Consider the following 22,695-nt stretch of genomic DNA (forward strand, 5'->3'; position numbering starts at 1 on the left):
GTAGAGGTTTTTTCTGCTCGTTACTTTCTATCAGACAATCTGTGTGAGCACTTCGCGGGAAGGTATCTTCAGGTAAGGAGGTGATCCAACCGCAGGTTCCCCTACGGTTACCTTGTTACGACTTCACCCCAGTCATGAATCACAAAGTGGTAAGCGCCCTCCCGAAGGTTAAGCTACCTACTTCTTTTGCAACCCACTCCCATGGTGTGACGGGCGGTGTGTACAAGGCCCGGGAACGTATTCACCGTAGCATTCTGATCTACGATTACTAGCGATTCCGACTTCACGGAGTCGAGTTGCAGACTCCGATCCGGACTACGACGCACTTTATGAGGTCCGCTTGCTCTCGCGAGGTCGCTTCTCTTTGTATGCGCCATTGTAGCACGTGTGTAGCCCTACTCGTAAGGGCCATGATGACTTGACGTCATCCCCACCTTCCTCCAGTTTATCACTGGCAGTCTCCTTTGAGTTCCCGGCCGAACCGCTGGCAACAAAGGATAAGGGTTGCGCTCGTTGCGGGACTTAACCCAACATTTCACAACACGAGCTGACGACAGCCATGCAGCACCTGTCTCAGAGTTCCCGAAGGCACCAAAGCATCTCTGCTAAGTTCTCTGGATGTCAAGAGTAGGTAAGGTTCTTCGCGTTGCATCGAATTAAACCACATGCTCCACCGCTTGTGCGGGCCCCCGTCAATTCATTTGAGTTTTAACCTTGCGGCCGTACTCCCCAGGCGGTCGACTTAACGCGTTAGCTCCGGAAGCCACTCCTCAAGGGAACAACCTCCAAGTCGACATCGTTTACGGCGTGGACTACCAGGGTATCTAATCCTGTTTGCTCCCCACGCTTTCGCACCTGAGCGTCAGTCTTTGTCCAGGGGGCCGCCTTCGCCACCGGTATTCCTCCAGATCTCTACGCATTTCACCGCTACACCTGGAATTCTACCCCCCTCTACAAGACTCCAGCCTGCCAGTTTCGAATGCAGTTCCCAGGTTAAGCCCGGGGATTTCACATCCGACTTGACAGACCGCCTGCGTGCGCTTTACGCCCAGTAATTCCGATTAACGCTTGCACCCTCCGTATTACCGCGGCTGCTGGCACGGAGTTAGCCGGTGCTTCTTCTGCGGGTAACGTCAATCGGTGAAGTTATTAACTTCACCGCCTTCCTCCCCGCTGAAAGTACTTTACAACCCGAAGGCCTTCTTCATACACGCGGCATGGCTGCATCAGGCTTGCGCCCATTGTGCAATATTCCCCACTGCTGCCTCCCGTAGGAGTCTGGACCGTGTCTCAGTTCCAGTGTGGCTGGTCATCCTCTCAGACCAGCTAGGGATCGTCGCCTAGGTGAGCCATTACCCCACCTACTAGCTAATCCCATCTGGGCACATCCGATGGTGTGAGGCCCGAAGGTCCCCCACTTTGGTCTTGCGACGTTATGCGGTATTAGCTACCGTTTCCAGTAGTTATCCCCCTCCATCGGGCAGTTTCCCAGACGTTACTCACCCGTCCGCCACTCGTCACCCGAGAGCAAGCTCTCTGTGCTACCGTTCGACTTGCATGTGTTAGGCCTGCCGCCAGCGTTCAATCTGAGCCATGATCAAACTCTTCAATTTAAGTTTGATTTGCTGAAACCAGTTCAGCGGTGCTCATCTGTAAAACGTCATAATGAATTTCATTATGTGTTCACTCGTGAGGCTTTGATATTTTTTTGCGTCCGGAGACGCGGATATCAATCCTGCGAGTGCCCACACAGATTGTCTGATAAATTGTTAAAGAGCGTTGCGAACAGCGGCTGAACCGTCTGTCGCGAGGTGGCGTATACTACGCTACTCTCCTTCGGAGTCAAACACTTTTTTCAGCGTTTTCATCCGGCGGGATGAATTTCGTCACTCCCTGCCGAGTCGTCTGCGTTGCCGCTTTGCCGTCTCAGTGGTGGCGCATTATAGGGAGTTCATTTCAGCTGACAAGTGCTAATTTGAAGTTTTTGCGCGACCGCTCACTTTCCAGGCTATACGTTGCAAAAAGCAGCTAATTCTTGCATAAAGGCAAAAAAAACGGGCCCGCGGGCCCGTTTAAATCGGAAGGGATTACTGATGAGCAACGATCACATCGTCTTTTACATCCATTTCGATGGTTCTTCCCGGAACCAGGGCACCAGAAAGAATTTGCTGAGCCAGCGGGTTTTCAATCTGCTGCTGAATAGCACGTTTCAATGGACGCGCACCATAAACCGGGTCGTAACCATTCTCGCCGAGCAGTTTGAGCGCCTCATCGGAGATATGCAGCTGATAGCCACGCTCCTCAAGACGTTTATACAAACGTTGCAGCTGAATCTGCGCAATTGAAGCAATGTGTTTTTCGCCCAATGGGTGGAACACCACCATGTCATCGATGCGGTTGATAAACTCTGGGCGGAAATGCTGCCCCACAACCGTCATCACCACCTCTTTCATCTCCGCATAATCCAGAGAACCGAAACGTTCCTGAATGAGATCAGAACCAAGGTTCGAGGTCATGATCACCACGGTATTGCGGAAATCGACCGTACGGCCCTGTCCATCGGTTAAGCGACCATCATCCAGCACCTGCAACAGAATGTTGAACACATCAGGATGCGCCTTCTCCACTTCATCCAGCAGAATCACCGAATAAGGCCGACGACGTACCGCTTCGGTCAGATAACCGCCCTCTTCATAGCCGACATATCCCGGAGGTGCACCCACCAGCCGCGACACCGAGTGTTTTTCCATAAACTCGGACATATCAATACGCACCATCGCGTCATCGCTATCGAACAGGAAGCTAGCCAGCGCTTTACACAATTCGGTTTTCCCTACTCCCGTTGGTCCGAGGAACAGGAAGGAACCAATTGGACGATTCGGATCGGACAAGCCGGCACGACTACGACGAATCGCATTCGAAACCGCTTCTACCGCTTCGTTCTGGCCGATGACGCGTGAATGCAAATCCTGCTCCATACGCAGCAACTTGTCGCGCTCGCCTTCCATCATGCGTGCGACAGGAATTCCGGTCCAACGCGCCAGTACATCGGCAATCTCCACATCCGTTACGCGATTACGTAACAGCTTCATGGTTTTACCTTCAGACTGCGTAGCGATGGCTAACTGTTTCTCCAGCTCCGGAATTTTACCGTACTGCAGCTCAGACATTTGACCCAAGTCGCCAACGCGACGCGCTTGCTCCATCGTCAGGCGCGCTTGTTCCAGCTCGGCTTTAATGTTTTGCGTGCCGGTTAATGAGGCTTTTTCCGCTTTCCACTCCTCTTCCAGCTCAGCATATTCACGCTCTTTCTGGTCAAGTTCACTTTCCAGCATTTCCAGACGCTTCACGCTGGCGTCATCAGACTCTTTCTTCAGCGCCTGCTGCTCAAGTTTCAACTGGATGATGCGTCGCTCAAGGCGATCAAGGGGCTCAGGCTTCGAATCCATCTGTAAGCGAATGCTTGAGGCCGCTTCGTCTATCAGGTCGATGGCCTTATCCGGCAGCTGACGATCGGAGATGTAACGATGCGACAACGTCGCCGCAGCCACAATCGCCGGATCGGTGATCTGCACGTGATGGTGCAGCTCATAGCGTTCTTTCAGTCCGCGCAGAATGGCAATGGTATCTTCGACACTCGGCTCAGCAACAAAGACTTTCTGGAAACGACGTTCCAGCGCCGCATCTTTCTCAATGAACTGACGATACTCATTCAACGTAGTTGCGCCGACACAGTGCAACTCACCGCGCGCTAATGCGGGTTTCAGCATGTTGCCGGCATCCATGGCGCCATCGGCTTTACCTGCGCCCACCATGGTATGCAGTTCGTCGATAAACAGAATGACGTTGCCTTCCTGCTTCGCCAAATCGCTAAGCACGCCTTTGAGGCGCTCTTCAAATTCACCGCGATATTTGGCGCCCGCCACCAGCGAACCCATATCCAGAGCCAGCACGCGACGGCCTTTCAGCCCTTCCGGTACTTCGCCATTGATGATGCGCTGCGCTAAACCTTCGGCGATAGCCGTTTTACCGACGCCGGGTTCACCAATCAGCACCGGGTTATTTTTGGTACGACGCTGCAACACCTGAATGGTGCGGCGGATTTCTTCATCACGACCAATAACCGGATCCAGCTTGCCGAGTTCGGCACGCTCTGTAAGGTCGATGGTGTATTTTTTTAATGCCTGACGCTGATCTTCAGCCCCTTGATCGTTCACGCTGTCTCCTCCCCGTATTTGCTCGATGGCCGCAGAGAGTTTTTCCGGAGTCGCGCCAGCTGATTTCAAAAGATCAGCCAGCGAACCACGTGAATCGAGGGCCGCCAATACAAATAATTCAGATGATATAAAGTTGTCGCCGCGCTTTTGCGCCAGCTTGTCGCACAGATTGAGTACCCGAATCAGATCGGCGGATGGCTGCACATCGCCGTCCGTGCCTTCAACCTGAGGTAGTCGATTAATCGCTTGTTCAATGCTGGTACGCAGGCCAGCCACGTCGGCACCCGCTGCGCTGAGCAACGGACGCACCGATCCGCCTTCCTGGTTGAGCAATGCGCTCATCAAATGAAGGGGTTCAATGAATTGATTGTCATGTCCCAGAGCAAGGGACTGTGCATCGGCAAGTGCCAGTTGAAATTTATTAGTAAGACGATCCAGACGCATAATTCCTCCCATTACAGGTCAAAATGCTACTGGAGATTAAATGAGGTCATCCCTCAAATTTTTCAAGGTTAATGACCTGAGTTGTGAGCAAAAAATACGCTAACTGGACCGTCTTGTGGCGTAAGGTTATCTCAGCCAAATCAAAGTTGCCATACGCCCGGTGATTCCGTCGCGTCGGTAGGAGAAAAAATCATCGCGCTCATGGAAGGTACATCGCGTTGAACCGCTGATGGAATGCACGCCGGCGGCCTGCAGACGCTGACGCGCCAGCAGCCAAATATCGGCGAAGTATTGGTTACCCGCCGGGCGGAAAGCCTCTTCCGCTTGTGAATCATGCGCCATAAATGCCGTTCTGACTTCCGAGCCAACTTCAAATGCCAGCGGCCCAATTGCCGGACCAAGCCATGCATGAATGTCATTTGGCGCGCAGTGAAACTGCGACAACGTCTGTTCCAGCACGCCATTACAGAGTCCACGCCAACCGGCATGTGCTGCCGCGACTTCACTGCCATCCTTGCTGCAGAACAGCACCGGCAAACAATCCGCCGTCATCACTGCGCAAACCACCCCGCTTTCACGCGTGATTGCGGCATCAGCGCGCGGCAGCGGATCGCTGGCGGGTAAACGCGCAACCACTTGACCATGGATCTGATCCAGCCATTGCGGCATTGCAGGTAACGTCAGTTGTTCAACCAGGCGTTGACGATTCTGAGCAACATGCGCCTCAGTGTCGCCAACATGCCCACCAAGATTCAACGAATCCCATGGAGCAGCGCTGACGCCGCCGTAACGCGTGGTGGAACATGCCCGAACATGCTGCGGCGCAGGCCAATCCGGGATGATCCATTCACTCATAGCCAATCCATCTGATCGCGGAATTCAAGGGTATCGGCTTTCAGCGCATCAATTAAATCGACCATATCCTGCGGCAACGGCGCGTGCCATTCCATCTCAATACCGGTGATTGGGTGATAGAGACGTAACATCGTGGCATGCAGCGCCTGGCGATCAAAACCCCGTAGCGTAGTGATGAAAGCTTCAGATGCCCCTTTTGGCGGACGTGGACGGCCACCGTACAGCGGATCGCCCACCAGCGGATGGTTGATATGCGCCATATGCACACGAATCTGATGGGTACGACCGGTTTCGAGACGCAAACGCAAACGCGTATGGGCACGAAAGTGCTCCATGATACGATAGTGCGTGGTTGCCGGTTTACCCATCGGGTGCACCGCCATGTGCGTACGTTTGGTTGAGTGGCGCGCCATGGGCTGATCCACCGTACCGCCCGCAGTCATGGTGCCAATAGCCACCGCTTCATACTCACGCGTGATTTCGCGCAGCTGCAGCGTTTCAACCAGGTGCGTTTGCGCAGGAACGGTTTTCGCGACCACCATCAAACCGGTGGTATCTTTATCCAGACGATGAACAATACCTGCACGAGGCACATCAACGATCGGTGGATAGTGATAAAGCAGTGCGTTAAGCACTGTGCCATCAGGATTACCGGCGCCGGGATGTACCACCAAACCGCGAGGTTTGTTGATGACCAGAATGTCGTCATCTTCATAGACGATATTCAGTGGGATATTTTGCGCTTCCCAGCGTTGCTCTTCTTCGATCTCAGCATCAATCGAGACATGCTCACCGCCAAAAACTTTTTCTTTTGGTTTATCGATGATAGTGCCGTTGACGCTGACACGGCGCTCAAGAATCCATTCTTTTATGCGAGAACGTGAATAATCAGGGAACAATTCTGCCAAAGTCTGATCTAAGCGTTGTCCAAGCTGTGCTTCGGACACCGTTGCGGTGAGTTGAACTTGTTGTGCCATATACAGCTTCTTCGTTAACGTTGGGTTTTCACGGCGATGCCGTTTAATATAATGTGCTATCGTACCTGGTCATAACTGGGAGCTATACGGACAGCTTCTGCTACAACACTTTGAGGATAATCATTTCGTCATGACGCGTATGAAACATCTGGTGGCTGCTGCCACACTGAGCCTGAGCCTGGCGCTTGTGGGTTGTTCTGGCTCATCAGATCCAGTCCCGGACAGCCCGCCGTCTGAAATTTACGCCACGGCCCAGCAAAAGCTGCAGGACGGTAACTTTAAAGCGGCGATTAAGCAACTGGAAGCACTGGATAACCGCTATCCGTTTGGTCCTTACTCGCAGCAAGTACAGCTGGATTTGATTTACGCGTATTACAAAAATGCCGATCTGCCACTGGCGCAAGCCGCTATTTCTCGCTTTATGCGTCTGAATCCAACCCATCCGAATATCGACTATGTCATCTATATGAAAGGCCTGACGGATATGGCGCTGGACGATTCTGCACTGCAGGGCTTCTTCGGTATCGATCGTTCTGATCGTGATCCGACGCACGCTCGTGATGCTTTCCGTGACTTCTCGCAATTACTGCGCGGTTATCCAAACAGCCAATATGCTGCGGATGCGCAGAAACGTTTGGCATTCCTGAAAGAGCGCCTGGCGAAGTATGAACTCTCGGTGGCGCAATTCTATACCAAGCGCGGTGCCTATGTCGCTGTTGTTAACCGCGTGGAAACAATGATGAAGGATTATCCGGATACTGAGGCGACCCATGAAGCGTTGCCGTTGATGGAGAATGCTTACCGCCAGCTGCAGTTGACGGCTGAAGCCGACAAAGTGGCAAAAATCATTGCGGCAAATAATCAGTCCTGATTATTACACCCACAAAAAAGCAGCCCATGAGGCTGCTTTTTTTATGTCACTTTGTGGATAATTCAGCAGTTTTACAGATTTATCGCTGCAGTTATCCAGTCAATCATGCGCCCTTCCCCAGTCGTCTTCAAGTATTTCCCGCCACTTTCCCGGCCTTTCTCACAATTAAGCGGCATTGACAAAAAGTGACATTTCAATGTGATTTAGATCACACATTTTCTTAATTTCCGCGGTATGCTGGACCTACCCACACGGAAATGACAGAGAGGTTTAACTATGATTCTGAACATTACCAGCAAACAAATGGAAATCACAGAGGCCATCCGTAACCACGTTGAAGAGCGTCTCGCCAAGCTGGAAAAATGGCAAACACATCTGATAAACCCTCACATTGTGTTATCGAAAGAGCCGAAGGAGTTTGTGGCTGATGCCACCATTAATACGCCTAACGGAACGCTGGTTGCCAGCGCGAAACATGATGATATGTATACGGCCATCAATGACTTGATTGCCAAGCTGGAGCGACAACTCAATAAAGCGCAACACAAACCCGAAGCCCGTCGCGCCAACAGTAGTGTGAAAGATTTTCTTCCTACGGAATAAGCAAACATCTTTAGTAACGCGCCTCCGGGCGCGTTTTTTATTGACAGCTTTAAATCACTGCGGTTACTCTCAAGCCACTTCATTTATGGAAACAACCATGAAACATCTGCCGTTCTTCTTCGCATTCTTTTTTACCTTCCCCTGATTGGGAGGCGATTCGTCATGTGAAAATGAATGCGAAGACGAACAACAAAGCCTCCCAAATGGGAGGCTTTTTTATTGGACATTTTACAGGTGAGCCCTATGAATCCCGAAAATCCGCTGCTGGCATTACGCGATAAAATCAGCGCCGTTGATGAAAAACTCTTAGCGCTTTTGTCGGAGCGTCGCACATTGGCCGTTGAAGTTGCGCAGGCCAAACTGGCAACGCATCGCCCTATCCGCGATGTTGAGCGTGAACGCGCTCTGCTGGAAAACTTAATTTCACTGGGTAAAAAGCATCAGCTTGATGCGCATTACATCACTCGCCTGTTTCAGTTGGTGATTGAAGATTCGGTTCTTACTCAGCAAGCCTTGTTGCAAAAGAATCTCAACCATCCACATGCTCACGCACCGCGCATTGCATTCCTCGGTCCGAAAGGTTCCTACTCACATCTTGCGGCGCGCAAATACGCCACCCGACATTTTGATTCAATGGTTGAGATCGGCTGCCTGAAATTCCATGACATCATCCATCAGGTGGAAAGTGGACAAGCGGACTACGCGGTGATGCCGATTGAAAATACCAGCTCTGGTTCGATCAACGACGTTTACGATCTGCTTCAGCAAACCACGCTATCGATTGTGGGTGAACTGACCATTCCAATTGAGCACTGTGTGCTGGTCAACGGCAGCACCGATTTGCAGCAGATCGAAACGGTATATAGCCATCCACAGCCATTCCAGCAGTGCAGCCAGTTCATTAATCGTTTCCCGCAGTGGAAAATCGAATACACCGAAAGCACCGCTGCAGCGATGGAGAAAGTGGCAGCGATGAATTCACCAAAGGTTGCCGCATTGGGTAGCGAAGCGGGCGGTGAGCTGTATGGATTGCAGGTGCTGGAGCGCAATCTGGCCAATCAACAGCAGAACCACACGCGCTTCATCGTGCTGGCACGTAAAGCGATTGAAGTTTCGGGTCAGGTTCCAGCGAAAACAACATTGATCATGGCAACGGGTCAACAAGCAGGCGCATTGGTGGAAGCGCTGATGGTATTACGTAACCACGGCCTCATCATGAGCAAACTGGAAAACCGTCCCATCAACGGCAATCCGTGGGAAGAGATGTTTTATATTGATGTGCAGGGCAATCTGCAGTCAGAAAATATGCAGCTGGCGTTAACCGAGTTGAGCGGCTTAACCCGTTCATTAAAAGTTCTTGGCTGCTATCCAGGCGAGAATGTGGTGCCGGTTGAGCCGCGTCTCTAAGCAAAAAGGCATCCGTGAGGATGCCTTTTGTTTTTACTGCCGGCTATCGTTCGCCGATCGCAGCATGCTTCTGCTTTCGACCAGGAAGCGTTTCGCGTAATCACCAAACCAGTGTTCGACGCGCTCAAAGCTATCGATAAAGGCTTGCTTATCGCCCTGCTCGAGCAGTTTGATCGCATCGCCAAATCGCTGGTAATAACGTTTAATCAGCGCCAGATTGCTCTCCGAGGACATGATGATGTCCGCGTAAAGCTGTGGATCCTGCGCAAACAGACGTCCAACCATTGCCAGTTCAAGGCGGTATATCGGTGAAGATAGCGCCAGCAGCTGATCCAGATTAACGTTCTCTTCCGCCAGATGCAGACCGTAAGCGAAAGTCGCAAAGTGACGCAGTGCCTGAATAAACGCCATATTCTGGTCGTGCTCAACGGCACTGATACGATGCAACCGCGCGCCCCAAACCTGAATCTGCTCAAGAAACCACTGATAAGCTTCCGGCTGACGGCCATCACACCAAACCACAACCTGCTTTGCCAGGCTGCCGCTGTCCGGGCCAAACATCGGATGCAAGCCCAGAACCGGTCCGGTGTGCGCGGCCAGCATCGCCTGCAGCGGGCGATTCTTCACCGAAGCCAGATCGACCAGAATGCAGTCTTCTGGCAATTTCGGCAGCTCACCGATGATTTGCTCGGTCAGATGAATTGGCACACTGATGATCACCATGCCCGCATCTTTCAGCAGCTCGTCAGAGCGTTCCCAATCGCCTTTATCCAGAATGCGGACCTGATAGCCAGAAAGCGTCAGCATCTTTTCAAACAGACGCCCCATCTGGCCGCGGCCACCTACAATCACCACCGGACGCAACGTCGGACACAGCGTTTTGAAGCCTTTGTCATTTTCATGCGCATAGGATTCACGCATCAAACGACGCAATACATCTTCAATCAAGTCCGGCGACACGCCGAGCGCTTCAGCTTCCTGGCGGCGTGAAGCCAGCATGCTGGCCTCACGCTCAGGAACATAGATCGGCAAACCGTAGCGGCTTTTAACTTCTCCTACTTCGGCTACCAGCTCCAGTCGTTTTGCCAGTAACCCAAGCAGTGCTTTATCTACTTCATCGATTTGATCGCGTAGCGCGGTCAGTTCAGCCACCATGACTCATTACACCTCGTGTGACAGACGCGCCGACAGCACTCCCTGCAGATCCTGATGGATTTCACGCAGCAATGTTTCAGTGGTTTCCCAGTTGATGCAGGCATCAGTGACGGACACACCGTATTTCATTTCGCTACGTGGCTGTTCAGAAGACTGATTGCCTTCATGAATGTTGCTTTCCAACATCAGGCCAATGATGGAACGGTTTCCATCTTTAATCTGCGCAATAGCCGATTCGGCTACGCCAGGCTGGCGACGATAGTCTTTGTTAGAATTACCATGGCTGCAATCTATCATTAAGGCCGGACGCAGTCCCGCTTTCAGCATCTCTTTTTCACACTGAGCGACATCTTCTGGACCGTAGTTTGGTGCTTTACCGCCGCGCAGAATCACATGTCCATCTGGGTTACCCTGCGTTTGCAGCAAGCAAACCTGGCCGGCCTGATTGATGCCAACAAAACGGTGCGGCATTGCGGCGGCGCGCATGGCGTTAATCGCGGTGCCAAGGCTGCCATCCGTACCATTTTTAAAACCAACCGGCATAGAAAGGCCTGAAGCCATTTCACGGTGGGTTTGTGATTCGGTGGTACGCGCACCAATCGCTGACCAGCTAAACAGATCGCCAAGATATTGCGGGCTATTCGGATCCAGCGCTTCGGTCGCCAGCGGTAAACCCATCTCCACGAGATTAACCAGCAGCTGACGCGCGATATGCAGGCCAGCTTCCATATCAAACGAGTTGTTCATGTAAGGATCGTTGATTAACCCCTTCCAGCCGACGGTGGTTCGAGGTTTTTCAAAATAAACGCGCATAACGATGTACAGCTGATCCTTCAACTGTGCAGAGAGAGATTGCAACTGACGGGCATAGGCAAGTGCGGCTTCAGTATCGTGAATCGAACAAGGACCACAAACCACCAACAGACGCGGATCGCGGCCCGCAATAATGTCGGCAATGGTTTGGCGAGAAGACGCAATTTGCGCTTCCTGCGCCGCAGTGAGCGGGAATTTGGCTTTCAGCTCTTGCGGGGTAATCAAAATTTGTTCGTCGGCGATATGCACATTGTTCAGCGCGTCTTTTTGCATGATTGCGATCCTTTTTACTCGTTTATGCGGTTTGGGATCCTCACTGAGGATGGCGCTTACTTTATCACACCCTGTACAGGTTGCAATCCACCCATGTACACATTTATTACCACATCAAATAAAAAACACAGGTAACATTAAAATAACCATCAAAATCAAATACATAATTGAATTGACGGCAGAGCGAAAGTGTAAACTAAAAGTTACATACAATTATGTTCTGATGATGCTCTCAACTAAAAGTTTGGTATAACATTTTGATTTTCATTATTTTCAGGAAACATACACTTTCCATCTTAGGGATGATCCTGCGCCCTTATACGCCCATAAAAAAAGGGGCTGGCCAAATGGCCAACCCCTTGTTTGCTATTAACTTTGAGAAGTCGCTTACGCGCCAAGACGCTCTTTGATACGAGCTGACTTACCGGTACGCTCACGCAGGTAATACAGTTTGGCTTTACGCACAGCACCACGACGTTTAACAGCAATGCTGTCAATTACTGGAGAGTGAGTCTGGAAGACACGCTCAACACCTTCGCCGTTAGAAATCTTACGAACAGTGAATGCAGAATGCAGACCGCGGTTACGAATAGCGATAACCACGCCCTCGAATGCCTGCAGACGCTTCTTAGAACCTTCTACGACCCATACTTTCACTTCCACGGAATCACCCGGACGGAATGAAGGTACGTCCTGCTTCATCTGCTCTTGTTCAAGTTGCTTGATAATGTTGCTCATAATTAAATCTCTTATCCTGGGTAAACTGATAGTGAGGGAAGATTACTCTCCCGCCTCATCGTTTTGTTGCTGCTGATGTTCACGCTGGAACTCATTTAGCAACCGTGCTTGCTCTTCAGTCAGAGCCAGGTTTTCCAGAAGTTCAGGTCTTCTTAGCCAGGTACGGCCTAACGACTGTTTCAGGCGCCAGCGGCGAATATCGGCATGGTTGCCCGACAGTAAAACTGGCGGAACTTCCATCCCTTCTAACACTTCAGGTCGGGTATAGTGCGGGCAATCCAGCAAACCATCCGAGAACGAATCCTCATCGGCTGACGCCTGTTTTCCCAGTACGCCGGGAATAAACCGGGCGACCGAGTCTATCAACGTCATGGCTGGCAGCTCACCGCCACTGAGCACGTAATCACCGATTGACCATTCTTCATCAATCTCAGTGTGAATCACGCGCTCATCTATCCCTTCATAGCGACCACACACCAGAATCAACTTCTGATGGGTCGCCAGTTCGCAAACGCCCTGTTGGTCCAGTTTGCGTCCCTGAGGTGAAAGATAAATCACCTTAGCACCTTCTCCCGCCGCTGCTTTCGCTGCGGAGATGGCGTCCCGTAAGGGTTGCACCATCATCAACATTCCCGGTCCGCCGCCGTAAGGACGATCGTCCACGGTACGGTGCCGGTCATGCGTGAAGTCACGAGGACTCCAGCTTTGAATGTCGAGCAGGCCATTTTTTACTGCCCGGCCAGTTACCCCGTACTCGGTAATAGCGCGAAACATCTCTGGAAACAGGCTAATAACACCAATCCACATCGCGTTCGCCGTTACGTTACCGGATTGTCCGGAGATCAAAAACCAGGATCCCAATCTACTTCAATAAGGCCAGTAGAGAGATCGACTTTCTTGATAACCTGTTCATCAAGAAACGGGATTAACCGCTCTTGCGCACCGAATGCATCCTTCAGGTTTGCCTTAACGACGAGAACGTCGTTCGATCCGGTTTCCATCAAATCAATGACTTTGCCCATCTCGTAGCCTTCGAGGTTCACTACTTTCATTCCCATAAGGTCTTTCCAGTAGTAATCGCCTGCTTCCAGCGCTGGCAGCTGCGTGGAGTCGACCGTAATTTCGCAATTGGTCAACTGTGCCGCAGCGTCCCGATCGTCAATGCCTTTGACTTTGATGATCAGGTCCTGATTGTGGTGCTTCCAGCCCTCGAGTTCGACCTGCTGCCATTTACCGGCGCGCTGGATGAACCAAGGTTGGTAGTCGAAGATGCTTTCAGCGTCTTCAGTGGAGGAAAACACTTTGAGCCAACCCCGAATTCCGTAAGCCGCGCCCATTTTTCCCAATACAATCGGGTTAACGGGAGGCTGCCCGGCAGGTTTAATGCTCATGCTCACCACCGTGACAGATTAAGCTGCTTTTTTTGCATCTTTGATCAGCGCGTTAACGCGATCAGAAAGCGTTGCGCCCTGGCCAACCCAGTGCTCAATACGGTCCAGATCCAGACGCAGACCTTCAGCCTGACCAGAAGCGATCGGGTTGAAGAAACCTACGCGCTCGATGAAACGACCGTTACGAGCATTGCGGCTGTCAGTGACGACGACCTGATAGAACGGACGCTTTTTAGCGCCGTGACGTGCCAAACGAATTGTTACCATAACATCCTCATTAGTTAATAAAGCGCTCGGCCCCCATCGAGGAACGGGGCCCGAGCGCGATATAAAAAGCCCGAAAATTTTACTCATTTTGGCGCAAAAAGCAACCTAAGCGTGCCAAATTTCCGGCTTTATGACGGCCGCCTCAGCGACCAGGGAATCCAGGCGGCATCATACCTTTCATGCCACGCATCATTTTGGCCATGCCGCCTTTCTTCATTTTCTTCATCATGCGCTGCATATCATCGAACTGTTTCAGCAGTCGGTTGACATCTTGCACCTGCATGCCTGAGCCCAACGCAATACGACGTTTGCGCGACCCCTTGATAATTTCTGGCTTCTCACGCTCTTTACGCGTCATCGAATTGATGATGGCTTCCATGCGGACCAGCACTTTATCATCCATCTGCGATTTCACGTTGTCAGGCAGTTGCCCCATGCCCGGCAGTTTGCCCATCAGGCTCGCCATGCCGCCCATGTTACGCATCTGCTTCAACTGCTCAAGGAAGTCGTTGAGATCAAAACCGTCGCCGGTTTTCAGTTTCTTCGCCAGTTTCTCCGCCTGATCGCGGTCAACTTTGCTCTCGATATCTTCGATCAGCGACAGAACATCGCCCATGCCGAGAATGCGCGACGCGATACGCTCTGGATAGAAAGCTTCCAGCGCTTCGGTCTTCTCGCCCATCCCCATAAATTTGATTGGCTTGCCGGTAATGTGACGAATCGACAGCGCCGCACCACCGCGCGCATCACCATCGACTTTAGTCAGGATCACACCGGTCAGCGGCAGCGCTTCGTTGAAGGCTTTCGCGGTATTGGCGGCATCCTGACCGGTCATGGCATCGACCACAAACAGGGTTTCCACCGGATTTATCGCGGCGTGTACCTGTTTGATTTCGTCCATCATCGCTTCATCGACGTGTAAACGACCGGCGGTATCCACCAGCAGCACATCGTAGAATTGCACTTTGGCTTGTTTTAGCGCGTTCTGAACAATATCGACCGGCTTTTGACTCAGATCGGACGGACAGAAATCCACGCCGACCTGGCCAGCCAGGGTTTCCAGCTGTTTGATCGCCGCAGGGCGATAAACGTCAGCAGAAACTACCAGCACTTTTTTCTTATGCTTCTCGCGCAAGAATTTACCCAGTTTCGCCACGCTAGTGGTTTTACCAGCACCTTGCAAACCTGCCATCAGCACCACGGCTGGCGGCTGAGCATTCAGATTGAGCGCATTATTTTCAGCGCCCATCGCCGCAACCAGTTCGTTGCGCACGATTTTGATGAACTCCTGGCCTGGCGTCAGGCTTTTGTTCACATCGTGGCCAACGGCGGCTTCTTTCACGCGATTAATAAATTCACGCACTACCGGCAGCGCAACGTCGGCTTCCAGCAGCGCCATGCGGACTTCACGCAGCGTGTCTTTGATGTTGTCTTCAGTCAGCCTTCCGCGGCCGCTGATATTGCGCAGGGTTTGCGACAAACGATCGGTTAAATTATCAAACATGCTCTCTCACTTAGAACCGTAGCGAGGCCGCCATAGGCGACACAATGCGGCGGATTATAACACGAAGACGAAGCGATCTCTGCAATTGACCGTCAGATCGTTTGGAGCCTGCTGCCGCTGGCGCTATACTGCTTTTTTCCTTATCTGACCGATACCTGAAAGGATCTATGTTCGTTTTCGCGATCGTGGCGCTGTTCGCCTACTCCCTCAGCCTTGCATTGATCATTCCCAGCCTGCTTAAACGCAACGGTGGCTGGCGTCGTTTTGCTGTGCTTTCTGCCTGCGTGGCGCTAATTGCGCACGCCGTTGCTCTGCAGCAGCGCATTTTTGCTGTTGATAATGGGCAAAACCTCAGCCTGCTTAATATCGGCTCGCTGGTTAGCCTGCTGATCTGCGCCATCATGACGATTGTCGCCTCGCGCAATCGTGGCTGGCTGCTGCTGCCGATTGTTTACAGCTTTGCATTGATTAATCTGGCCTTTGCCACCTTTGTGCCCAATGCCTTTATTACGCATCTGGAAACCACGCCGGGCATGATGGTTCACATCGGTCTGTCGCTGTTTGCCTATGCCACGCTGATCATCGCGGCACTGTATGCGCTGCAGCTGGCGTGGATCGATTACCAGTTGAAAAATAAGAAACTGGCTTTCACTCAGGATATGCCGCCGCTGCTCAGCATTGAGCGCAAAATGTTCCACATCACGCAGATTGGCGTTGTGCTGTTGACGCTGGTGCTGTGCACCGGTTTGCTCTTCATGCATAACCTGTTTAGTGCTGAGAATGTGGATAAAGCGGTTCTCTCCATCATTGCCTGGTTTGTCTACATCGTTCTGCTTTGGGGACACTATCGTGAAGGCTGGCGCGGACGCCGCGTCGTGTGGTTTAACTGTGGCGGCGCATTGCTGCTAACCATGGCCTACTTCGGCAGTCGCGTGCTTCAGCACCTGCTCACCTCTCACTAAGGATTTTGTGTTGGAACACGTTTCAACCACCACGCTGATCATTACGCTGGTCATCATGGTGCTGGTCTCTGCCTATTTCTCCGGTTCAGAGACCGGCATGATGACGCTTAATCGCTACAAACTGCGCCATAAAGCCAAAAGCGGCAATCGCGGCGCGCGTCGGGTAGAAAAACTTCTGCGTCGTCCCGACCGCCTGATCAGCCTGGTTTTAATTGGCAACAACCTCGTTAATATTCTCGCCTCCGCACTCGGCACCATTGTCGGTATGCGCCTGTATGGTGATGCTGGCGTAGCGATTGCCACCGGCATTCTGACTTTTGTCGTGCTGGTTTTTGCCGAGGTGCTGCCGAAAACGGTCGCGGCGCTCTATCCAGAAAAAGTGGCCTATCCCAGCAGCGTGTTACTGGCTCCGCTGCAGTATGTGATGCTGCCGCTGGTGTGGCTGCTGAATACCATAACCCGCATTCTGATGCGCATGGTGGGCATTAAAACCGACGGTTCCATCAGTTCGGCGTTAAGCAAAGAAGAGTTGCGCACCATTGTGCATGAGTCGCGCTCGCTGATGTCGCGGCGTAATCAGGACATGCTGCTGTCAGTGCTTGATCTGGAGAAAGTCAGCGTGGATGACATCATGGTGCCGCGCAATGAGATCGTCGGCATCAACGTCAATGATGACTGGAAATCGATTGAGCGCCAGCTGAGTCATTCGCCGCATGGGCGTATCGTCCTGTTCCGTGACTCGCTGGATGACTGCGTTGGTATGCTGCGCGTGCGTGAAGCCTGGCGCATGATGACCGAGAAGAAAGAGTTCAACAAAGATCGCCTGCTGCGTGCTGCTGATGAGATTTACTATGTACCGGAAGGCACGCCGCTTAACGTGCAGCTGGTTAAATTTCAGCGCAACAAAAAGAAAGTCGGCATGGTGGTTGATGAATATGGCGATGTTAAAGGCCTAGTGACGATCGAAGATATTCTGGAAGAGATCGTCGGCGATTTCACCACCTCCATGTCGCCGTCGCTGGCCGAAGAAGTCATGCCGCAAAATGATGGTTCGGTATTGATTGAAGGCAGCGCCAATGTGCGTGAAATCAACAAAGCCTTTAACTGGACGTTACCGGAAGAAGATGCGCGCACCATTAACGGCATGCTGCTGGAAGCACTGGAAGAGATTCCGCTGGTCGATACTCGTGTCACACTTGGCGCCTACGATATTGATATCCTTGATGTGCAGGACAACATGGTGAAGCAGGTGCGCATTACGCCACACCACGCACTGAAATCCTCCATCGGCTCCTGAAGCCTGTAAACAAAAACGCCGCGATAATCGCGGCGTTTTTCATGGTGTCTCAACTAGATGTGCAGCTCTTTCAGCTTTTCCGCTGGCAGCTTCAAATCTTCGTTGCGGTTCACGCCGATGTCGTGCGCCAGCACATTGCGCGCGATCTGCTGCGCTTCATCCAGTGAGTGCAGTTTATAGCTGCCGCACTGATATTCGTTCAGCTCTGGAATCTGGCCCTGCTCTTTGACTTTCAGAACATCTTCCATCGCGCCTTTCCAGGCTTTCGCTACACGCTGCTCGTCAGGCGTACCAATCAAACTCATGTAGAAGCCGGTGCGGCAACCCATTGGCGAGATGTCGACGATTTCAACGCCATCACCATTCAGATGATTACGCATGAAGCCAGCAAACAGGTGCTCCAGCGTATGGATGCCACGCTCAGTCAGAATATCAATATTCGGACGGCAAAAACGCAGGTCGAAAACGGTGATGGTATCGCCATGCGGAGTTTTCATGGTTTTTGCTACGCGTACTGCAGGTGCGCCCATGATGGTGTGATCAACAGTAAAACTATCCAGTAGTGGCATACGTCACCTCCTGTTTTGAGATTTTTTTTAAAACGATGAAACTTTTCTGTTCGTCCAGCGTCTGAATATATGAAAGACGCGCATTTGTTATCATCATCCCTGACAACAGAGATGTTTATTTTGGCCACATTGATGTGGCCATTTTCTTTTCTAGCCTTCGCGACCCGCAAGGTAGCTTTCGAAATCCAGCGTATCGCTCTGTTCCAGCTTCTCTTGTGCCTGCACAGACTCCAGCGCCTGACGACTAAAATCTTCTTCGGTCAGAATCTCTAACGACTCTTCACACAGCAGATGACGATATTGCTCTGCCAATGCCACACCCGCGCCGGTCAAACCGTTTTCTTTGATCGCATGCAGGATGCGCGCCGAATAGGTTAGCTCAGGATCGTCGAAAGATGCCACCAGTTGATCGCAAACCTGTTGATATTGCGTGTTGCCGTGATTGCTGTCGAGCACTTCCGCCACGCGACGCAGATCGGCAAACAGCGCTTTACCCACTTCAACCAGCGTGTGTTCTTTTTCGCTGCAACCTACAGCAATGACCTGGCCAGGCTTACGCCCTTCCATCACCACGCGGTTCCAGTTTTTGCGCGTACACAGCAGCTCATCCGCGCTCATTTCTGGCGCATCAGCCAGCGTACACCAAATCAGGAACAGATCGAGGAAGCGCGCCTGATCGGCATCTACGCCAATCGCGGAGAATGGGTTAATGTCCAGCGAACGCACTTCAATGTATTCAATACCGCCGCGCAGCAGCGCATCAGATGGTGCCTCGCCTGAACGCGTAACGCGTTTCGGACGAATCGGCGCGTACAGCTCGTTTTCAATTTGCAGCACATTGGTGTTCAGCTGCAGCCAGTTGCCATCGGCGTCTTTGGTGCCCATGGCGGCATACTCTTCCGACGGCGTTTTAATCGCTGCCTTCAGTGCTGCAACGTAACCTTCCAGCGAGTTAAAAGTGATACCCAAACCGCTCTGCGATTTGTTGGTATAACCGAGATCGCTCAGGCGCAGTGAGGTGGCGTGAGGCAGCCACAGCGTGCCTTTGCCATCACCTTCAAACGGCAGATTGCTCTCGCGCCCTTGCAGGAACGAGGAGCAGATCGCTGGCGATGCACCGAACAGATACGGAATAACCCAGCCGAAACGATAGTAGTTGCGAATCAAACGCAGATAGCCGGCAGAGATGGTCTCTTTACCGCTTTCGGCATCTTTCACATCCGCCCACTCCTGCCAAAACGACAGCGGCAACGAGAAGTTGTAGTGCACGCCAGAGATAATCTGCATCAGCGCGCTATAGCGATTCTTCAGCCCCTGACGATACAACGTTTTCATTTTGCCAATGTTCGAGCTGCCATACTGCGCCAGCTCGATGCTATCAACGTCATCAATGAAGCCCGGCATGCTGAAAGGCCACAAGCGCTCCTCGCCTAACTCACGCGCCACATGACGGTGAATATCGCGCAGGAACGCCAGTGAGCGATCGATGCTCTGATCAACTGGCGTGATGAACTCCATCAGCGTTTCGGCAAAATCGGTGGTGATCCAATCATGCTTGAGCGCTGAACCGAGTGACTCAGGATGTCCTGTGGTTGCCAGGTGACCATCGGGTTTTACGCGTAATGATTCGCGCTCAATACCACGGCCGATACCCTTTAACGCGTCAGGATGCGCCTCCAGCCAGGAAAGTGCCTTAGATACGTCCGGGATCACGTTAACCTCCCGCTGTGTTAATAATTTATTTTTGTTCAGCATAATGTTAGCCGTAGCCTCGAATCTGTGCGAATCAATGCCACCATTGCATTGTTTGCAATGTGGCGGTCGCGATAACGATATAACGCAGCGTTTTACCAATGGCGAGGAACAGCACTGAAGGCAGCCAGGCAAAGCGCAACCAACCTGCGAGCACGCAGAGTAAGTCGCCCACTACCGGCAGCCAGCTAAAAATCAGTGCTGCAGGTCCTAATCGGTGTAACCACGTCATTGCTGTGTCGTGCCATCGCCCTTGCCCTTTTGGCGGCATCAGGCGACCAAGAAGAATGTTGGTCAGGCCACCCAGCGTGTTTCCCACTGATGCAGCCAATAACAATCCATAAACCGAACCTTTTTGGGCGATCAGCAGTGCAACCAGCACCGCTTCCGAGCTTCCCGGTAACAGAGTCGCGCTAAGAAAGCTGCTGCCGAATAACGATCCATAGGTCAGAAATTCATTCACAGTAAACGGACATCAACCACGTCCATGCCTGCTGCTTTGGCGGCTTGTACGCCGAAGTCAGCATCCTCAAACACTACACAGCGCTTGGGCGCGATACCCATTAATTCAGCGCAGCGTAAAAAGGTATCCGGCTGCGGCTTGTGACGCTGTACGTCATCCGCTCCGACCACCGCATCAAACAGGTGGTAAACACCTAACTCTTCGAGTAGGGCTTTTGCCAGGCTGTGTTCACTGCCGGTGCCCACCGCCATCGGACGGCGACCATGATAAGCCTTTACCACGTCCATCAACGGCAGCGGACGCACGTCATCCAGCAACATCGCTTTCAGTGCAGCGGTTTTTTCCGCCGCCAGCAGATGCGGATCGTGCGTTGCATTGTTCTGCTCAAGAATGAACTGCGCCAGTTGCCAGGTTGGAGCGCCATTGAAGCCCACCATTTTTTCTTCACCCATGGTGAAACCATAGCGGCCAAGCACCTGCTGCCAGGCTTTTCGATGTGTCGGCTCAGTATCCAGAATTGTGCCGTCCATATCGAAAATCAGGGCGTCATATTGGTCGTACATTGTCACTCCATCGAGCACCACAAAATGAGCCATTACTTTAGCGTAATGCGTTCAGGTTGTCGCCAGGCGCGCTTAACCGCAAATGCTTTGAAAGCATTAGTTTTTTTCGTTTTCAGAAAAAGGTCAGAGTGCAATGCCGTGGATAAACGCCGGTAAATTCAGCGATTTTTTTACAAGTTGATTTGATTGCTGCAGGATTCAGAAACTGAGAGTCAAAAAAAGAAAGGTATCGAAGAAGAGATGGTGCATCCAGGAGGATTCGAACCTCCGACCGCTCGGTTCGTAGCCGAGTACTCTATCCAGCTGAGCTATGGATGCATTGAGTTACTGCTGAAGAAAATTTTGAGAAGTTTGAAGAGGAATGGTGCATCCAGGAGGATTCGAACCTCCGACCGCTCGGTTCGTAGCCGAGTACTCTATCCAGCTGAGCTATGGATGCATTGAGGTTTTCTTACGATGGACTAACTGAAACAACCTGAGGATGATACGAAGAATGGTGCATCCAGGAGGATTCGAACCTCCGACCGCTCGGTTCGTAGCCGAGTACTCTATCCAGCTGAGCTATGGATGCATCGAGTTAATTCTTGTACAACGCAGGGTGCTAACAACTCACCATGAAAGGAACTGCTCGTTCACTCTTACTTCACCTTTCCGAATGGTGCATCCAGGAGGATTCGAACCTCCGACCGCTCGGTTCGTAGCCGAGTACTCTATCCAGCTGAGCTATGGATGCATCGGAAATGGCGGTGAGGCGGGGATTCGAACCCCGGATGCAGCTTTTGACCGCATACTCCCTTAGCAGGGGAGCGCCTTCAGCCTCTCGGCCACCTCACCTTACGCGTTCTTCCGAACCGTGCTTCTGAACTTGTTTCTGCTCATCGGCACTGCGTGGCGCACATATTACTTTCCCGGACTTATAAGTCAAACATTTATTTCCAGCCTTTTGTTTGATTGCACAAATGACACTCAATTCGGATGCTTTAGCGACAAAAAGAGTGATTTATCAACAAAGAAAGCCTGCTGGAGAACAGAAATGGGCGTTAAAGAGAATTGGTAATAGAGAGCGAAAAGCGGAAGATGTGTGGGGCTGGAGAGGAAAAACCGGTAGCGCCTCGCTCATGAGCGAGGCGCTGAATCCGTTAGTAACTCGAGGCTTGAGTTTTTTCGGCTTGAATACGCTGATAGATCTCTTCGCGATGTACCGAAACTTCTTTAGGCGCGTTAACCCCAATGCGGACCTGGTTACCTTTTACACCCAGCACCGTTACAGTCACCTCATCGCCAATCATGAGGGTTTCACCAACTCGACGAGTTAGAATAAGCATTCTTTGCTCCTTGAAAGATTAAAAGAGTCGGGCTTGTTCGGTCTCCCGGCCGTATCCATCATATAACGCTGAACAATGCCTATGACAAATACACCATTGTGCTTCGCCATGCCAATACATTCTGCTGATAGTTAGTTTAGCCGAAATACACTACATCAACCGGACTTTGTCATTACCTGGTGTGCACCGCGTTAAAAAAGCGCCAGAAAACGGGCTTCTGGCGCTTATCACAATGCGAAATTTTATACG

General features: G+C 51.8%; 21 protein-coding genes, 5 tRNA genes, 1 rRNA gene and 1 other annotated feature. Of the genes, 6 read left to right on the plus strand and 21 right to left on the minus strand.

The genetic code is table 11. From position 1 onward, the window contains the following. Nucleotides 1-73 precede the first annotated feature (73 nt). From ACYAC5_RS14900 to rluD, 4 genes are all read right to left on the minus strand, one after another. Nucleotides 74-1,613 (minus strand): 16S ribosomal RNA (locus tag ACYAC5_RS14900). Nucleotides 1,614-2,087: 474 nt separating this feature from the next. Continuing rightward, entirely contained in the window at nucleotides 2,088-4,661 is a 2,574-nt protein-coding gene (clpB, locus tag ACYAC5_RS14905) for an ATP-dependent chaperone ClpB (RefSeq protein ID WP_280172002.1), read from the minus strand. Nucleotides 4,662-4,787: 126 nt separating this feature from the next. Then, nucleotides 4,788-5,516, minus strand: coding sequence for a purine nucleoside phosphorylase YfiH (gene yfiH / locus ACYAC5_RS14910; protein ID WP_280172003.1), 729 nt, complete (start codon nucleotides 5,514-5,516; stop codon nucleotides 4,788-4,790). Next, on the minus strand, nucleotides 5,513-6,493 hold the full coding sequence (gene rluD / locus ACYAC5_RS14915; RefSeq protein WP_110868333.1) for a 23S rRNA pseudouridine(1911/1915/1917) synthase RluD: 981 nt from the start codon (nucleotides 6,491-6,493) through the stop codon (nucleotides 5,513-5,515). Before rluD ends, yfiH begins: the two co-directional genes overlap by 4 nt. Nucleotides 6,494-6,623: 130 nt before the next feature. Between rluD and bamD the strand changes: the two genes are divergently transcribed. The 4 genes from bamD (at nucleotide 6,624) to pheA (ending at nucleotide 9,374) form a co-directional block, all read left to right on the plus strand. Then, nucleotides 6,624-7,364: an outer membrane protein assembly factor BamD gene (gene bamD / locus ACYAC5_RS14920; protein ID WP_008109011.1), complete on the plus strand. Its 741-nt coding sequence runs from the start codon at nucleotides 6,624-6,626 to the stop codon at nucleotides 7,362-7,364. 276 nt (nucleotides 7,365-7,640) lie between these two features. Then, nucleotides 7,641-7,967: a ribosome-associated translation inhibitor RaiA gene (raiA, locus tag ACYAC5_RS14925; RefSeq protein ID WP_008109009.1), complete on the plus strand. Its 327-nt coding sequence runs from the start codon at nucleotides 7,641-7,643 to the stop codon at nucleotides 7,965-7,967. 96 nt (nucleotides 7,968-8,063) lie between these two features. Further along, nucleotides 8,064-8,188 (plus strand) — a sequence feature (Phe leader region). Further along, nucleotides 8,065-8,112 carry a pheA operon leader peptide PheL gene (pheL, locus tag ACYAC5_RS14930; protein ID WP_100703679.1) on the plus strand — a complete coding sequence of 16 codons (48 nt, stop codon included), beginning with the start codon at nucleotides 8,065-8,067 and terminating at the stop codon, nucleotides 8,110-8,112. It overlaps the preceding feature by 48 nt. A 22-nt stretch (nucleotides 8,189-8,210) precedes the next feature. Next, a complete protein-coding gene (gene pheA / locus ACYAC5_RS14935; protein WP_154155473.1) occupies nucleotides 8,211-9,374 on the plus strand; it encodes a bifunctional chorismate mutase/prephenate dehydratase in 1,164 nt (387 codons plus the stop codon). Nucleotides 9,375-9,407: 33 nt separating this feature from the next. Here pheA and tyrA read toward each other — a convergent pair whose 3' ends face one another. The 7 genes from tyrA to ffh form a co-directional block, all read right to left on the minus strand. Continuing rightward, nucleotides 9,408-10,529: a bifunctional chorismate mutase/prephenate dehydrogenase gene (gene tyrA, locus ACYAC5_RS14940; protein WP_061719956.1), complete on the minus strand. Its 1,122-nt coding sequence runs from the start codon at nucleotides 10,527-10,529 to the stop codon at nucleotides 9,408-9,410. A 6-nt stretch (nucleotides 10,530-10,535) separates the two neighbouring features. Further along, nucleotides 10,536-11,615 carry a 3-deoxy-7-phosphoheptulonate synthase gene (locus ACYAC5_RS14945; RefSeq protein WP_101762625.1) on the minus strand — a complete coding sequence of 360 codons (1,080 nt, stop codon included), beginning with the start codon at nucleotides 11,613-11,615 and terminating at the stop codon, nucleotides 10,536-10,538. 387 nt (nucleotides 11,616-12,002) lie between these two features. Further along, entirely contained in the window at nucleotides 12,003-12,353 is a 351-nt protein-coding gene (gene rplS / locus ACYAC5_RS14950) for a 50S ribosomal protein L19 (protein WP_007893316.1), read from the minus strand. 42 nt (nucleotides 12,354-12,395) lie between these two features. After that, a complete protein-coding gene (gene trmD, locus ACYAC5_RS14955) occupies nucleotides 12,396-13,160 on the minus strand; it encodes a tRNA (guanosine(37)-N1)-methyltransferase TrmD (RefSeq protein WP_192236546.1) in 765 nt (254 codons plus the stop codon). A gap of 35 nt (nucleotides 13,161-13,195) precedes the next feature. Continuing rightward, complete coding sequence (gene rimM, locus ACYAC5_RS14960) at nucleotides 13,196-13,744, minus strand: ribosome maturation factor RimM (protein WP_008108998.1); 549 nt, start codon at nucleotides 13,742-13,744, stop codon at nucleotides 13,196-13,198. Between the two features lie 18 nt (nucleotides 13,745-13,762). Further along, nucleotides 13,763-14,011, minus strand: a complete 249-nt coding sequence (gene rpsP / locus ACYAC5_RS14965; RefSeq protein ID WP_462061964.1) for a 30S ribosomal protein S16 — start codon at nucleotides 14,009-14,011, stop codon at nucleotides 13,763-13,765. Nucleotides 14,012-14,153: 142 nt separating this feature from the next. Beyond that, nucleotides 14,154-15,515, minus strand: a complete 1,362-nt coding sequence (gene ffh / locus ACYAC5_RS14970) for a signal recognition particle protein (RefSeq protein WP_101762624.1) — start codon at nucleotides 15,513-15,515, stop codon at nucleotides 14,154-14,156. Nucleotides 15,516-15,682: 167 nt separating this feature from the next. Between ffh and ACYAC5_RS14975 the strand changes: the two genes are divergently transcribed. Together ACYAC5_RS14975 and ACYAC5_RS14980 are read left to right on the plus strand one after the other, a co-directional pair. Next, the gene (locus ACYAC5_RS14975; RefSeq protein WP_008108993.1) at nucleotides 15,683-16,477 is read left to right on the plus strand and encodes a cytochrome C assembly family protein; all 795 of its coding nucleotides are present in this window, start codon (nucleotides 15,683-15,685) and stop codon (nucleotides 16,475-16,477) included. 10 nt (nucleotides 16,478-16,487) lie between these two features. Then, on the plus strand, nucleotides 16,488-17,774 hold the full coding sequence (locus ACYAC5_RS14980; RefSeq protein ID WP_101762622.1) for an HlyC/CorC family transporter: 1,287 nt from the start codon (nucleotides 16,488-16,490) through the stop codon (nucleotides 17,772-17,774). 53 nt (nucleotides 17,775-17,827) lie between these two features. Here ACYAC5_RS14980 and luxS read toward each other — a convergent pair whose 3' ends face one another. The 10 genes from luxS to csrA all read right to left on the minus strand — a co-directional run bounded on the left by luxS (nucleotide 17,828) and on the right by csrA (nucleotide 22,446). After that, the gene (luxS, locus tag ACYAC5_RS14985) at nucleotides 17,828-18,343 is read right to left on the minus strand and encodes an S-ribosylhomocysteine lyase (RefSeq protein ID WP_192236523.1); all 516 of its coding nucleotides are present in this window, start codon (nucleotides 18,341-18,343) and stop codon (nucleotides 17,828-17,830) included. A gap of 150 nt (nucleotides 18,344-18,493) precedes the next feature. Next, nucleotides 18,494-20,098 (minus strand): glutamate--cysteine ligase, encoded by a 1,605-nt coding sequence (gshA, locus tag ACYAC5_RS14990; protein WP_110868328.1) that lies wholly within the window; start codon nucleotides 20,096-20,098, stop codon nucleotides 18,494-18,496. 31 nt (nucleotides 20,099-20,129) lie between these two features. Continuing rightward, nucleotides 20,130-20,558 carry a YqaA family protein gene (locus ACYAC5_RS14995; RefSeq protein ID WP_061719953.1) on the minus strand — a complete coding sequence of 143 codons (429 nt, stop codon included), beginning with the start codon at nucleotides 20,556-20,558 and terminating at the stop codon, nucleotides 20,130-20,132. Further along, entirely contained in the window at nucleotides 20,555-21,121 is a 567-nt protein-coding gene (gene yqaB, locus ACYAC5_RS15000) for a fructose-1-phosphate/6-phosphogluconate phosphatase (protein WP_462061965.1), read from the minus strand. Before yqaB ends, ACYAC5_RS14995 begins: the two co-directional genes overlap by 4 nt. A gap of 241 nt (nucleotides 21,122-21,362) precedes the next feature. Beyond that, nucleotides 21,363-21,439 (minus strand) — tRNA-Arg (locus ACYAC5_RS15005). A 44-nt stretch (nucleotides 21,440-21,483) separates the two neighbouring features. Further along, nucleotides 21,484-21,560, minus strand: a tRNA-Arg gene (locus tag ACYAC5_RS15010). A 55-nt stretch (nucleotides 21,561-21,615) separates the two neighbouring features. After that, nucleotides 21,616-21,692, minus strand: a tRNA-Arg gene (locus ACYAC5_RS15015). Nucleotides 21,693-21,777: 85 nt separating this feature from the next. Beyond that, nucleotides 21,778-21,854 (minus strand) — tRNA-Arg (locus ACYAC5_RS15020). 8 nt (nucleotides 21,855-21,862) lie between these two features. After that, nucleotides 21,863-21,955 (minus strand) — tRNA-Ser (locus ACYAC5_RS15025). A gap of 305 nt (nucleotides 21,956-22,260) precedes the next feature. Continuing rightward, nucleotides 22,261-22,446, minus strand: a complete 186-nt coding sequence (csrA, locus tag ACYAC5_RS15030; RefSeq protein ID WP_008104508.1) for a carbon storage regulator CsrA — start codon at nucleotides 22,444-22,446, stop codon at nucleotides 22,261-22,263. Nucleotides 22,447-22,695: the final 249 nt, after the last annotated feature.

The organism is Pantoea sp. y20 (assembly GCF_054903455.1).

What these genes read in the sequence shown, in the direction of transcription:
- clpB (WP_280172002.1), bottom strand. Translation starts at nt 4,661, where the DNA reads ATGCGTCTGGATCGTCTTACTAATAAATTTCAACTGGCACTTGCCGAT.
- yfiH (WP_280172003.1), bottom strand. Translation starts at nt 5,516, where the DNA reads ATGAGTGAATGGATCATCCCGGATTGGCCTGCGCCGCAGCATGTTCGG.
- rluD (WP_110868333.1), bottom strand. Translation starts at nt 6,493, where the DNA reads ATGGCACAACAAGTTCAACTCACCGCAACGGTGTCCGAAGCACAGCTT.
- bamD (WP_008109011.1), top strand. Translation starts at nt 6,624, where the DNA reads ATGACGCGTATGAAACATCTGGTGGCTGCTGCCACACTGAGCCTGAGC.
- raiA (WP_008109009.1), top strand. Translation starts at nt 7,641, where the DNA reads ATGATTCTGAACATTACCAGCAAACAAATGGAAATCACAGAGGCCATC.
- pheA (WP_154155473.1), top strand. Translation starts at nt 8,211, where the DNA reads ATGAATCCCGAAAATCCGCTGCTGGCATTACGCGATAAAATCAGCGCC.
- tyrA (WP_061719956.1), bottom strand. Translation starts at nt 10,529, where the DNA reads ATGGTGGCTGAACTGACCGCGCTACGCGATCAAATCGATGAAGTAGAT.
- ACYAC5_RS14945 (WP_101762625.1), bottom strand. Translation starts at nt 11,615, where the DNA reads ATGCAAAAAGACGCGCTGAACAATGTGCATATCGCCGACGAACAAATT.
- rplS (WP_007893316.1), bottom strand. Translation starts at nt 12,353, where the DNA reads ATGAGCAACATTATCAAGCAACTTGAACAAGAGCAGATGAAGCAGGAC.
- trmD (WP_192236546.1), bottom strand. Translation starts at nt 13,160, where the DNA reads ATGTGGATTGGTGTTATTAGCCTGTTTCCAGAGATGTTTCGCGCTATT.
- rimM (WP_008108998.1), bottom strand. Translation starts at nt 13,744, where the DNA reads ATGAGCATTAAACCTGCCGGGCAGCCTCCCGTTAACCCGATTGTATTG.
- rpsP (WP_462061964.1), bottom strand. Translation starts at nt 14,011, where the DNA reads ATGGTAACAATTCGTTTGGCACGTCACGGCGCTAAAAAGCGTCCGTTC.
- ffh (WP_101762624.1), bottom strand. Translation starts at nt 15,515, where the DNA reads ATGTTTGATAATTTAACCGATCGTTTGTCGCAAACCCTGCGCAATATC.
- ACYAC5_RS14975 (WP_008108993.1), top strand. Translation starts at nt 15,683, where the DNA reads ATGTTCGTTTTCGCGATCGTGGCGCTGTTCGCCTACTCCCTCAGCCTT.
- luxS (WP_192236523.1), bottom strand. Translation starts at nt 18,343, where the DNA reads ATGCCACTACTGGATAGTTTTACTGTTGATCACACCATCATGGGCGCA.
- gshA (WP_110868328.1), bottom strand. Translation starts at nt 20,098, where the DNA reads ATGCTGAACAAAAATAAATTATTAACACAGCGGGAGGTTAACGTGATC.
- yqaB (WP_462061965.1), bottom strand. Translation starts at nt 21,121, where the DNA reads ATGTACGACCAATATGACGCCCTGATTTTCGATATGGACGGCACAATT.
- csrA (WP_008104508.1), bottom strand. Translation starts at nt 22,446, where the DNA reads ATGCTTATTCTAACTCGTCGAGTTGGTGAAACCCTCATGATTGGCGAT.